The sequence below is a fragment of the Acinetobacter variabilis genome (genome assembly GCF_000369625.1).
In the GTDB taxonomy this organism is placed as follows: domain Bacteria; phylum Pseudomonadota; class Gammaproteobacteria; order Pseudomonadales; family Moraxellaceae; genus Acinetobacter; species Acinetobacter variabilis.
On the sequence record NZ_KB850112.1, the window covers coordinates 587313 to 599234 of the forward strand.

The 11922-nt window shown below is 43.8% G+C and carries 11 protein-coding genes; 7 read left to right on the forward strand and 4 right to left on the reverse strand.

Translation table 11 applies throughout. The features are described 5' to 3' along the window. Positions 1 to 16: 16 nt before the first annotated feature. Positions 17 to 868, forward strand: a complete 852-nt coding sequence (locus F897_RS05395) for a PHP domain-containing protein (RefSeq protein ID WP_005233840.1) — start codon at positions 17 to 19, stop codon at positions 866 to 868. A 78-nt stretch (positions 869 to 946) separates the two neighbouring features. Here the strand turns inward: F897_RS05395 and F897_RS05400 are convergent, their stop codons facing one another. Further along, positions 947 to 1858: a bestrophin family protein gene (locus F897_RS05400; protein WP_005233841.1), complete on the reverse strand. Its 912-nt coding sequence runs from the start codon at positions 1856 to 1858 to the stop codon at positions 947 to 949. A gap of 71 nt (positions 1859 to 1929) precedes the next feature. Beyond that, entirely contained in the window at positions 1930 to 2625 is a 696-nt protein-coding gene (gene radC, locus F897_RS05405) for a RadC family protein (protein WP_005233842.1), read from the reverse strand. A gap of 113 nt (positions 2626 to 2738) precedes the next feature. Between radC and coaBC the strand changes: the two genes are divergently transcribed. Together coaBC and F897_RS05415 are read left to right on the forward strand one after the other, a co-directional pair. After that, positions 2739 to 4013, forward strand: coding sequence for a bifunctional phosphopantothenoylcysteine decarboxylase/phosphopantothenate--cysteine ligase CoaBC (gene coaBC / locus F897_RS05410; protein WP_005233843.1), 1275 nt, complete (start codon positions 2739 to 2741; stop codon positions 4011 to 4013). 225 nt (positions 4014 to 4238) lie between these two features. Continuing rightward, positions 4239 to 4751: a hypothetical protein gene (locus tag F897_RS05415; protein ID WP_005233844.1), complete on the forward strand. Its 513-nt coding sequence runs from the start codon at positions 4239 to 4241 to the stop codon at positions 4749 to 4751. Positions 4752 to 4799: 48 nt separating this feature from the next. On the opposite strand, the gene dusA is transcribed toward F897_RS05415, so the two are convergent. Beyond that, on the reverse strand, positions 4800 to 5822 hold the full coding sequence (dusA, locus tag F897_RS05420) for a tRNA dihydrouridine(20/20a) synthase DusA (RefSeq protein WP_005233845.1): 1023 nt from the start codon (positions 5820 to 5822) through the stop codon (positions 4800 to 4802). Between the two features lie 295 nt (positions 5823 to 6117). On the opposite strand from dusA, the gene F897_RS05425 reads away from it, so the two are divergent. Continuing rightward, positions 6118 to 6762: a HEPN domain-containing protein gene (locus F897_RS05425; RefSeq protein WP_005233846.1), complete on the forward strand. Its 645-nt coding sequence runs from the start codon at positions 6118 to 6120 to the stop codon at positions 6760 to 6762. 6 nt (positions 6763 to 6768) lie between these two features. Here the strand turns inward: F897_RS05425 and F897_RS05430 are convergent, their stop codons facing one another. Further along, a complete protein-coding gene (locus F897_RS05430; RefSeq protein WP_005233863.1) occupies positions 6769 to 7956 on the reverse strand; it encodes an MFS transporter in 1188 nt (395 codons plus the stop codon). 967 nt (positions 7957 to 8923) lie between these two features. Here F897_RS05430 and F897_RS05440 point away from each other — a divergent pair. Genes F897_RS05440 through F897_RS05450 form a run of 3 tightly spaced genes read left to right on the forward strand, consistent with a single transcriptional unit; the run spans position 8924 to position 11835 of the window. Beyond that, positions 8924 to 10051 (forward strand): Re/Si-specific NAD(P)(+) transhydrogenase subunit alpha, encoded by a 1128-nt coding sequence (locus tag F897_RS05440; RefSeq protein WP_005233866.1) that lies wholly within the window; start codon positions 8924 to 8926, stop codon positions 10049 to 10051. 11 nt (positions 10052 to 10062) lie between these two features. Beyond that, positions 10063 to 10386, forward strand: coding sequence for a proton-translocating transhydrogenase family protein (locus tag F897_RS05445; protein ID WP_004783638.1), 324 nt, complete (start codon positions 10063 to 10065; stop codon positions 10384 to 10386). 3 nt (positions 10387 to 10389) lie between these two features. Beyond that, positions 10390 to 11835: an NAD(P)(+) transhydrogenase (Re/Si-specific) subunit beta gene (locus F897_RS05450; RefSeq protein ID WP_005233873.1), complete on the forward strand. Its 1446-nt coding sequence runs from the start codon at positions 10390 to 10392 to the stop codon at positions 11833 to 11835. Positions 11836 to 11922 lie beyond the last annotated feature (87 nt).

An 11922-nucleotide genomic window follows, 5' to 3' on the forward strand; every position in this document is an offset into this window, starting at 1 on the left:
ATGTCATAGTATAGAGATGCACGGCGTAGATTTACATACACATAGTAATATTTCTGATGGAACTTTGAGTCCTCAGCAATTGGTCGAAGCGGCTGCGGACAAACTTATCCATACTTTGGCCCTCACTGATCATGACACCATGGACGGTTTGGTGCTGGCTGAAGAAGCTGCCAAAAATCATGAGATTAAGATAATTTCTGGAGTCGAGATTTCCAGCCAGTGGTCACGTCCAGCGACCAAGAAAAATTATGGCGTACATATTGTGGCACTCAATGTTCAGAATCCTGAGCCGTTACAAAAAGCCCTCAATCAGCAGAAGATCATTCGTGCCGAACGCTCTAAACAGATCTGTGATCTTCTGGTTCCTTTAATAGGCCAAGATATTTATGCTGACGTGATTGCCAAAGTTGACAATATTCCTGATCGGATTACCCGAACCCATATTGCCAAAACGCTGGTAGAAAAAGGCATTGTGACCCGTCCACAGCAGGCCTTTGATAAGTACATCAAGGAAGGTAAAAAGGCTTATGTCAAATTTGATGGTCTGGGTCTGGAAGAAACCATTCAGGTCATACATGACAGCGGTGGCTTTGCCGTGCTAGCTCATCCAACCCGTTATGACTTATCAGCCACCAATATTCGCTATCTGATCGAGATCTTCGCCAAGTTTGGTGGAGATGCGGTGGAGCTACCGCCAGCCATTGATCCAAGTTCAACCCGTCAGATGGTCGACCGGATGATCGCAGAACAAGGTTTGAAAGTTTCGATCGGAAGTGATTTTCATGGCGATAATATGCCCTGGGTTAAACTGGGCCAAGTCCCAAGCCTAAAACCAGGGCAGATCGGGATTTGGGAGAGTTTTGTTTAATGCGTTAAGCAGTAGTCACAACACTGCTACCCATTCCAACGTGAAGGAATTCTCTCTTTGAATAAGAGAGGTAACCTATTAAAGCAAATTATTATCTTGAGCCTGAATCGGTGGTGGTGTCGGTTTACCTAAAGTTCCTAAGAGTTCAATTTCAATAGTACGAACCATAGAATCAAGTGGTAAGTCATTGCTTTGTGTACCAAAAGGCTCTTCAATTTCTGAGCTTAAAGCATCCAGTCCTAGGAAGGTATAAGCGAGAATGCCGACCAGAAAAGGGGTGAATAAACCTAAGGTTGCACCAAGGCTAAACGGCAGAATAAAACAGAAGAAATAAACAGTACGATTCAACAGAACTGAATAAGCAAAAGGTAAAGGAGTCGTCGCAATCCGGTCACAACCCGTCTGCACAATACTGAGTTCTGCGACATGATTATTCATCTGCATATAAATGATGTCAGAGATTTCACCTTCTTTGAGAGCCTGCATCAGCTCCCACTGGATCAGACTTAAAGTATATTGCGGGGCATTGGCCTGTTGATAAAGCTGGGTAATCGCCTGCTGGCTCATTCCACTGGTTTCCACCAGCTCAGTCGGATTGGCTGTCTGATGGCGTAAACGGTCACGCAGGACATTTGCGAAAACGATGACATGCTGAATCACACGTTCACGACGACCTTGGGACAACATCCGGCAGTCACGGTCAAAATGACGTGCATTGGCAATCAGAATACCCCAGAGTTTACGTGCTTCCCACCAACGGTCGTAACAGGCAGTATTTTTAAATCCGAGAAAGATAGACAGTACTACGCCGATGAGGGTAAAGCCAACGAGAGGGAGTTCTGGAAAATGAAAGTAACCTACACGTGAAAAACCACCAATAATGGCTGAAATCAGCATGACCACGCCTAAAGGAGGTAGAACCTTAGGTAAAATCGTTCCTCGCCAGGAAAATAATAATTTAAAAACGTCCTGCTGGTCACGTACGATCATTTATTGGAATCATCACAATTTTTTTCATGATCTTCTTGAGTTGTAGCTGCTTTGTCAAGTGCTATTCCCCCTTAGGCTTCAGGTTTGATGAGTTGCTGCTCAGCAAAGGAAAAACTGCCTTCCAGAGCAATAATACAATGATCAATTAAACGGATATCGACCAGTCGACATGCCTGTTGAATCTGGCGGGTCAGATACAGGTCAGCCTTAGAAGGAGTGGCTTGGCCCAAGGGATGATTATGCGCAATCACAATTGAAGTTGCCTGTTGGGTAATGGCATATCTGAGCAACTGATTAATTGAAATATCACATGCATTCACAGAGCCATAAAACAGCTTTTTAAACGCAATTTTCCTTAAACTGGCGTCCAGACACAGGACCGCGAACACTTCCTGATTTTCACCCAATAATTCGAAACGTAAATAATCCCGCAGTCTTTTTGAATTACTTAGTTCTAAGGCATCCTGTTTAAGATGCTCGGCAGTATAACGCCGTCCTAATTCTTTAACCGCCATCAGTTGAGTATATTTGCTAATCCCCATGCCATGAAACTGACTGACTTCTTTTAAGGGTGCATCGAGTAAAGCAGTTAAATGGCCAAAATGTTGAATCAGTAGCCGTGCTAATTCTACGGCCGAGTGCTGTTGTGAACCTGATCGGAGAAAAATGGCGAGTAGTTCCGCATCAGATAAACTTTCTGCTCCATATTGAATTAAACGTTCCCGCGGCCGTTCCAGTTCAGGCCAGTTTTTGATTGAAAATTGCATAGTTATTAGACTTATTTATTATGAATTATGAGTTTTCCCTGAAGCTGATCTCTTGGGAATGCAATTATTTAATGCTATTGTGAGCCCCACTGCAACAGAAAGGTAAGCTGTTCGTGAGCTTTGATCTAAGTGTAATTCCTCATAAAAATATCATTTTAGCAGTCACTGGCGGTATTGCTGCCTATAAAAGTGCCATTCTGGTTCGCCGTCTGAAAGATGCCGGGTTTAATGTGCGGGTTGTCATGACTCAAGGCGCACAGGCTTTCATTACTCCTTTGACCTTTCAAGCTTTGTCAGGCAATCCGGTACATACCGAGTTGCTGGATCCTGAAGCAGAAGCGGGCATGGGGCATATCGAGCTGGCACGTTGGGCTGATCTGTTATTAGTTGCACCAGCCAGTTGTGACACATTGGCAAAATTTGCTGCAGGTCTTGCAGATGATTTGCTGAGCACTTTGTATCTGGCAACTAATGCACCAGTCTGGGTCGCACCAGCCATGAACCAGCAGATGTGGGCTGCCAAAGCGACACAGCGTAATCTTGCGACTTTGATTGAAGATGGCGTGCATGTGATTATGCCGGATGCTGGTTCACAAGCCTGTGGTGATGTAGGCTTGGGGCGTATGCCGGAACCGGAAGATCTGGCACGTCAGGTCACGGAATATTTTCATAAAGCTCAGCGCGCGATTGCAGAAAAATTTGGCATGCTGGCGGGTAAGCAAGTCACGATTACGGCTGGTCCAACCCGTGAAGCGATTGATCCGGTACGTTATATTTCCAACCATAGTACCGGGAAAATGGGTTTTGCATTGGCAGCAGCCTGTTATGCAGCTGGAGCGAATGTGACCCTGATAGCAGGGCCGGTCAGTCTGGACACCCCAAATGGCGTGCAACGTAAGAATGTTTCTTCTGCAGTACAAATGCTGAATGAAAGCATGCAAATGCTCAAGCAGGGCTGTGACATCTTCATTGCGACCGCTGCAGTAGCTGATTATCGGGTCGCACAGATAGCTGAGCATAAGATCAAAAAAGCAGGCGATGAGCTGAATGTTGCTTTAATAAAGAACCCGGATATTGTGGCGACCATCGCACAGCAGGAAAAACGTCCATTTATGGTGGGCTTTGCTGCAGAAACCCGTAATATTGAAGAATATGCAGCGGGCAAACTGGTAGCGAAAAAACTGGATATGATTGCTTGTAATGATGTTTCGCGTGCGGATATTGGTTTTGCATCCGATGAAAATGCCATGACGGTATTCTTTGCTGAACACTATCATCTGGATAAGCGTGATCTGGACAAAGCTTCTAAACAGGAAATCGCCCAGCAGTTGGTTGAAGCGATCCATGATGCCTTGCACCATGATCCTGCTGCAGAAGATGATTTTTAAGTTTTAAATGACGGTTAAAGCCCTGACTGGTTTAGGGCTTTTTATTATCAGTTTTTTACTATTAAGTTAAAAAGATTGGTATGACATAAAAATAAAAACGACTTTATAGACTAAGGATTTATTTATTCAATTTATTTCAAAAAAGTATAAAATGGATCACAGAATAATCCAAAGATGAAAAGTTTTACACATCTGTAAAACAGTGAGAGAACACAAGGGGGCGTGATGAAAAAAATCATAATGATATTGATGATCGCCTGTCTGGCTGGATGCAGCTATTTTGTATCGATTGATGAACTGGCCAAAAATATTCAAGGACAAATGCAGCAAGAATTTAATGCCAATCCGAATTATCAGCATTATCGTCTGACTGTGGTAAATGTAAAAATCCGCCATCGCAAAGGCAATGAGTTTGAAGCAGTTTCACATCTGAATTATCAGGGCAATGAATATCCCATTAATGTCAAAATTTCAAAGGTGAATGGTGGTTATAGCTGGGCCATTAAAGATGATGCTTTTGCCTTTATCGATGAAATCGAGATTGAGAAATATCGTCAGCAACTGGATCGTGAACTGGAACAGCTAGCTTCATCACTCGATGATCTAGAACCTGTGAATGAACCTACCAGCATTGAGTTAGGGCCAGATGTCCGTTCAGTTACAGAACCTGTCCTGCAAGCGGCTTCCTATGATGAAGAACCGATTCCGGTCGGAAATATTACGGCCTATACCCACTAATCTTATTTTAATTCATAAAAAAGCACCGGATCTCGGTGCTTTTTGATTTTAAGACTGAACTTGATGTTCACGCAGATAATCTTCAGTGCGCTGCATGGCTTCCTGAATATTCAATAATGCTGTTTCTACATCTTTTAACGTTTTGGCATTGCCGCCACTTAAAGCCTGGCGCCATTTGCGTGCACCTGGCAAGTTTTGAAATAAACCTAAAATATGACGAGTAATAATCGACAAGGGCGCACCTTCAGCCATACGTTGGGCAATATAAGGCAGCATTTGTCGCATGATCTCAAAACGGTCCGGTGCTTCAAGATTCCATAGTTGCCCCAGCTCAGCTAACAAATATGGGTTATGGTAGGCTTCGCGGCCAATCATCACGCCATCGACATGCTTCAGATGTTCAAGCGTTTCTGCGTAGGTTTTAATCCCGCCATTTATTTCAATGGTCAGTTCCGGACGGTCCTGCTTCAGGCGGTAAACATCTTCATAGCGCAGTGGCGGGATTTCACGGTTTTCTTTAGGTGAAAGACCTTGGAGTAAAGCAATTCGCGCGTGCACGATAAAATTATCGCAACCGGTTTTGGCGACCGTATCCACAAAATGCAACATTTCTTCATAAGAATGCATGTCATCAATACCAATGCGGTGTTTCACACTCACCGGAATATCAACGGCATTACGCATTGCATCAATACATTCTGCGACCAGATCAGGTTCGGCCATCAGGCAGGCACCGATTTTATTATTTTGTACTCGGTCACTCGGACAGCCGACATTCAGGTTAACTTCATTGTAACCCCAGTCCTGAGCCATTTTAGTACAAGTTGCTAGATCTTGAGGATTGGAACCGCCGAGCTGTAACACAATCGGATGTTCTTCTTGATTGAAGTCCAGATGACGTTTGGCATCGCCATGAATGATGGCGCCCGTAGTCACCATTTCGGTATATAAAATGACATTTGGATTAAACAGGCGCGCAAAGAAACGATAGTCTTTGGTGGTCCAGTCCATCATCGGCGCAACACTGATGCGAGGTTGAAGTTTGTTTTCAATGGTGCTGAGATCAGTCATTCAAAATCACGCCTTAAATGAAATGGAAGAGTAATAGCAGTACAAGAATGAGCAGGAATTGCTGGAAATCTGCTCAAAAAAAGCAGTACTGTAAAAAGAGGGCGTAATACTAGCATAAAATTTGCATGATCAAAGGCTGAACTGCATGAGGATCTATAACTGTTATTCCAATAAAGATATTTAACAAGAGAAATTGTGGGAATTGAAAAAATAAACTCCCAGTCATTCGGCAATGCTATATTCTGAGATATTTAAGATTAAGATAAAGAAAACGAGATAAATAAGGAGAATAACGATGCTCATGTTGGAGGAGATTTATAAAAGCAAAAAACCTCAACATTCAGACTATTTTAATTTACGGATTCAACGGGGACTTAGTTGGTTTAAAAAAGCATTAGAGCTGGATGAGGAACTAGAGTTTAAGTTTATTAGCCTGTGGATCAGTTTTAATTCGATTTATGCACAAGAAACAGAGGTTCGTCAGGATCAACAAAGCCTGCATCAATTTCTGGAAACCCTCTGTCAAAAAGATGTGGATCAAAAACTTCAGCATATTGTCTGGGAGAAATACAACCAGCCAATTTCTGCACTGCTGGATAGCCCTTATACTGATCAAGGTTTCTGGGATTATCGCCATCATAAAGTCAGTCTGGAAAGCTGCCGTGAAGCATTAGACCAGCAAAAGCAGAAAATACAAAAGGCTGTACAGGAACGAAATTTAAGTGAAATTTTATTGGTGATTTTTAACCGTCTTTCCACCTTGCATTATCAGCTTATGCAGGGCGGTGTGACTTATCAGAGCTCGTTTAACGTCAAGCAACTTCAAGACAGCTGTCGGGTTCTGGCCGGGTTACTGCCCACTTTTATCTGCATCCTTTTGGAAAATGCAGCGACTTGGGATTCGGGTAAACCTTATTATCCAGTCGTACAAGTCAGTTAAATTTGTTTAAGCTTTTGCTCGATGCTGCTGCCATTGATCAATTAGTGCAAACAGGGTGGCGCATAGTGCCAAGCCAAGTCCAAACAGACAGGTCATGCTCCAGCCACCATGATGCCAAGCATAAACCCCCAAGGCAGAACCACAGGCACCACCAATAAAATACAGCGTCATGTAAATAGAGTTCAGGCGTGATTTGGCATCCGGGCGCAAGTGAAAAATCACGTTCTGATTACAGCTATGAGTAATCGCCAGGCCTAAGTTAATCAGGGCATAACCTAGAATATAACTGAGCAGGGACACGCCACCAAAATATAAAAATAGCCAGCTTCCTGCCAAAATTGAACAGCCAATCCAGGTTAGGATCTTGATATAGCCACGATCCGCCCATTTGCCAATAACCTGAGTCGACAGCGCACCAAAAACACCAACTAGTGTTACTAGGCCCACCATCACATCAGAAAGATGAAAAGGTTTCTGGGTCAGCAGCAGGGCAATGGTTGAAAATAGCATGCTCATGGCTGCAAAGGCACATGCACCAATCAGGGAGCGTAAGCCCAGTCGCGGTTCCTCACGCAGAAGCATACCCATGGATTTAAAAATTGCTGCATAGCTGATACGCATACGCGGCATGCTGGGCAATTGTCCTTTTAAGTAGAAGCCCAAAACCAGCAGTGCCATACTACTGAGCGCATAAATGGTTTTCCAGTGAAACAGGTCTGAAAGAAGTCCGGCAATACTGGTCGACAATAAGATACCAACTAATAAGCCACTCATAAGAAAACCGACCACTTCTCCAGTTTTTTCAGGTCGGACAGCCATCGTAGCTAATGGAATCAGAATCTGGGCTGCAACAGAAAATAGCCCGGCAATAATAGTCCCCACCCAGAGCATCGGCAGATTGACTGCTGTAGCACAGATCAGCAAACCTAAGGCGGCACCAAACATCAAAAAAGGAATGAGTCTGGACTTATTCAGCATGTCTCCCAAAGGCACAATAAACAGCAGGCCCAAGGCATAAGACACCTGCGCAAAGGTCACGGTCAGCGCCACTTGGGATTCTGGTACCTGATAATATTGCTGAATCGAGGAGATAAGCGGTTGGCAATAATAGTTTGCACCTGCACATAAACCACATGCGATCGCCATCAGCCATAACAGAGATTTATTTTGACTGATATCGAGAGGAGGAGTCATGGCAAGTACCTTAAGCTCAGGGAGAATTTTTATAAAGCACATCAAAGATGATGCATAAGTTGCAGGCACTATAGGCGAAAACCCGTCAGGATAAAAGTAGAAAAATAGTGCAAAGTGTTCGAACTCATAGAAGAGAAATGCCACAAAAAAGTACTTTTCTGGATTGATAAGAGATGAAAATTCGCTAGAAACTTAACTTTTTCACTTGAGAAAATGGACTTGGAAGCGCTTTGTATTAAGTCATCTTATTTAAAACCAAGTGACAGAGATCCATCTGAATTAGTGATTGCCCAAAATTGGTGCAAAATAAAGAATTTGTAAATCTGATGGTGGGCTGAGTATTAATATAATAAATGTTGCAGAATATTTTTTCACTTATTTCAGATAAGTCTTAAGACTTGAGCTGAATAAGTCAAATAAGTGAATCTCAAATCAATTTTTTCATCATTAATTCATATTTTTTATGAGTGAAAAATGAAAAAGTTATAAGAAAACAGTATTTTTAGGTCTTAAAAATGAATAGTTCAAAGTAGATTAAATTTGTCAAAAAGGTCAAAAACAGAAAACTGCCCTAGAAAAGTGCCTTAATTTAGGCTTTATCAGTTCATTTAAAATAAACATTTGCTTAACAAGAAAAATGAAATATCTGTCAGAATGATCAATGTAACAAAATAAAACAAAAAGTAATCTAATAAAAAATAACCAGGAAAACAGTCATCGTTCAAGAGAATGAATATCGTTTATAAATTCAGCAAATCAAAATAATCAGGCTGAACTAATAAATGGTATATGACAGCATCATTTTTATGAATCATCAGTTCAAAATATGGGTATTTATTAAATAAATAATAGGTAGTAATTTCTAGAAGTTTAATTAGAATCCAAAAATTCAACAAAAACACATCCTGAGGGGAAGCACTGTAAATCACGGTGTTTACTTAAGAAAAAATTAGCTTGAGGGACGCTCATGCAGATTGGAATTCCAGCCGAAACTGTCGTCGGTGAAAATCGCGTCGCTGCGACGCCTGAGACAGTAAAGAAATTGATCAGCGCTGGTCATAGTGTGGTGATCGAACGTGGAGCAGGTGTTAAAGCTGCCTACATCGACAGTACCTATGAGCAAGTTGGTGCCAAAATTACGGATGATGCCTACACCGGTAGCCAGATAGTTTTGAAAGTTCGTGCACCGAAGGGTGAAGAAATTCAAAAGCTGTCAGCCAACACCACGGTTGTAGCGATGTTTGACCCATACCGCAATACCGAGCTTGACCAGTTCGCGGCACAGAATGTGTCTGCATTTGCTCTTGAGCTTTTGCCACGTACGCTGTCACGTGCGCAAAACATGGACGTATTGTCTTCGCAAGCGAATCTCGCAGGTTATAAATCAGTGCTTTTAGCTGCTGCTGAATATCAGCGCATGTTCCCAATGCTGATGACAGCGGCAGGTACGGTGAAACCGGCTCGTGTCGTGATCATGGGGGTCGGGGTAGCAGGCCTTCAAGCAATTGCAACAGCGAAACGCCTAGGTGCAGTTGTAGAAGCAACTGACCTTCGTCCGACTGCCAAAGATCAGGTTGAGTCTTTAGGCGGTAAATGGCTAGACGTGCCAATGTCTCCTGAAGAGCAGGCACGTGCTGATGAAGCAGTTAAAAACGGTTATGGCTGGATGCCAGGTGAACAGTACATCAAGGATCAGGCAGCGATTGTCGATAAAGCGGTATCGAATGCCGATATCGTGATTACCACTGCATTGTTACCAGGTCGTGATGCACCGCGTTTAATCCGCGCTGAAACTGTAGCCAAGATGAAGCCAGGCTCAGTCATTCTGGATATGGCAGTGGAATCAGGCGGTAACGTGGAAGGTTCTAAGTGCGGCGAAACTGTTGTGACTGAAAATGGTGTGAAGATTCTGGGTGTTCCGAATATTCCATCAACGGTGTCGACTGAAGCTTCAGCGCTATATGCACGTAACGTGTATAACTTTGTTGAAACACTTTTTGATGCAGATAAGAACTTTGTCCTGAATCAGGAAGATGAAATTCAAAAAGCCCTACTTGTCACTCACGGCGGCCAAGTGCTGTTAAAACGTGGTTAAGGAGCAGACTCATGGTTGAAACAATTACGATTTTCGTCCTGGCCATCTTCGTGGGTTACTACGTGGTTTGGGGGGTAACACCAGCACTACATACGCCATTGATGGCGGTGACCAATGCCTTGTCTTCGATCATTATCGTGGGCGCAATGATTCAAACTGTTGGCTTGCCAATGGTGGGCGTTGAAGGCAGCGTGGATTTCCAGACCATTAACGTGGTGAGTGTACTGGGGGCAATCGCAGTATTTCTGGCGAGCATTAATATTTTCGGTGGCTTTGCCGTGACTGCACGTATGCTGGAAATGTTCAAACCTAAGCAAAAGAAAAAAGAGGGTTAATACATGGAATTTATTCGAGAGTATGCGGATTGGTTCTACCTGATTGGCGCCGTTCTTTTTATCTTAACGCTACGTGGTTTGTCTGGCCCTAAAACTGCAATTGCAGGTAACCGTTACGGTATGATCGCAATGGCGATTGCTGTGGTGACCACATTCTTTGTTGCTGAAAATCCGGTAGTCTGGATGATTCTTGCAGCCATGGCTGCGGGTGCAGTGGTGGGTATTGCGCGTGCACGTACTGTCCCAATGACCCAGATGCCAGAAACTGTGGCACTCATGCACTCATTGGTGGGTCTGGCTGCGGTACTGATTGCAGTTGCCGCAATTATCCATAACAACAAGCTGGTTGAATTGGGTCCGGACCTGTTGGCTGCAAATGGTGTGACTTTCCATGAAATGAGCAAGGTTCACCTGTTTGAACTGTTTGTTGGCTGTTTTGTGGGTGCGATTACCTTTACTGCTTCTGTATTTGCATACGGTAAGCTGGCTGCAAAGAAATGGGCAAAAACCATTTCAGGTGGCTGGGTAAAACCGGTTCAGGCATTGATCTTTGTCGCAATGCTGGCAGCAGGGATTCACTTCTTCCTGACAGGTAGCATGACATCTTTCTGGGCAATGACTGGTCTTGCACTGGCATTTGGCTGGGTATGGATTGCACCAGTAGGCGGTGGCGATATGCCGGTTGTGGTTTCGCTATTGAACTCATTCTCAGGCTGGGCAGCAGCAGGGATTGGTTTCACACTCGAAAACAACATGCTGATCGTTGCAGGTTCGCTGGTTGGTTCTTCAGGTGCGATTCTGTCTTACATCATGTGTAAAGCGATGAACCGTTCAATCATCAACGTATTGTTTGGTGGTGCGATGGGCGGTGCCGCTGCGCCGACAGCAGCTGCGGGTGCACAAGTGCAACGTAACTACCGTTCAGGTTCTGCGGATGATGCTGGCTTCTTAATGTCAAATGCAGACAGCGTTGTCATTGTACCGGGTTATGGTATGGCACAAGGCCGTGCACAAAATGCAGTTAAAGAACTGGCAAACTTGCTGAAAGAGCAGGGCGTGACTGTACGTTTTGCGATTCACCCGGTTGCTGGTCGTATGCCAGGTCATATGAACGTATTGCTTGCAGAAGCTGATGTTCCTTATGAAGACATTCTGGAAATGGACGAGATCAACTCGGACTTCCCGGCAACTGACGTAGTACTGGTCATTGGTGCAAACGACGTGGTAAACCCGGCTGCAAAAGACGATCCGAACTCTCCGATCTACGGCATGCCAATTCTGGAGGCTCACAAGGCGCGTACCATTATGGTCATCAAGCGTTCTATGGCGACCGGTTATGCAGGTCTGGACAATGACCTGTTCTATAACGACAAAACCATGATGATTTTCGGTGATGCGAAGAAAGTTGTGGAAGATATGACCAAAGCGATTAATGGTACAGGTCACTAAGACTTTCCATTCACTGGATCATCTAAAATCCCCCTTTCAAAAGGGGGATTTTTCCATTTAAATTATAGATAAATTCTCCCTCCTATA

What these genes read in the sequence shown, in the direction of transcription:
- F897_RS05395 (WP_005233840.1), top strand. Translation starts at nt 17, where the DNA reads ATGCACGGCGTAGATTTACATACACATAGTAATATTTCTGATGGAACT.
- F897_RS05400 (WP_005233841.1), bottom strand. Translation starts at nt 1,858, where the DNA reads ATGATCGTACGTGACCAGCAGGACGTTTTTAAATTATTATTTTCCTGG.
- radC (WP_005233842.1), bottom strand. Translation starts at nt 2,625, where the DNA reads ATGCAATTTTCAATCAAAAACTGGCCTGAACTGGAACGGCCGCGGGAA.
- F897_RS05415 (WP_005233844.1), top strand. Translation starts at nt 4,239, where the DNA reads ATGAAAAAAATCATAATGATATTGATGATCGCCTGTCTGGCTGGATGC.
- dusA (WP_005233845.1), bottom strand. Translation starts at nt 5,822, where the DNA reads ATGACTGATCTCAGCACCATTGAAAACAAACTTCAACCTCGCATCAGT.
- F897_RS05425 (WP_005233846.1), top strand. Translation starts at nt 6,118, where the DNA reads ATGCTCATGTTGGAGGAGATTTATAAAAGCAAAAAACCTCAACATTCA.
- F897_RS05430 (WP_005233863.1), bottom strand. Translation starts at nt 7,956, where the DNA reads ATGACTCCTCCTCTCGATATCAGTCAAAATAAATCTCTGTTATGGCTG.
- F897_RS05440 (WP_005233866.1), top strand. Translation starts at nt 8,924, where the DNA reads ATGCAGATTGGAATTCCAGCCGAAACTGTCGTCGGTGAAAATCGCGTC.
- F897_RS05445 (WP_004783638.1), top strand. Translation starts at nt 10,063, where the DNA reads ATGGTTGAAACAATTACGATTTTCGTCCTGGCCATCTTCGTGGGTTAC.
- F897_RS05450 (WP_005233873.1), top strand. Translation starts at nt 10,390, where the DNA reads ATGGAATTTATTCGAGAGTATGCGGATTGGTTCTACCTGATTGGCGCC.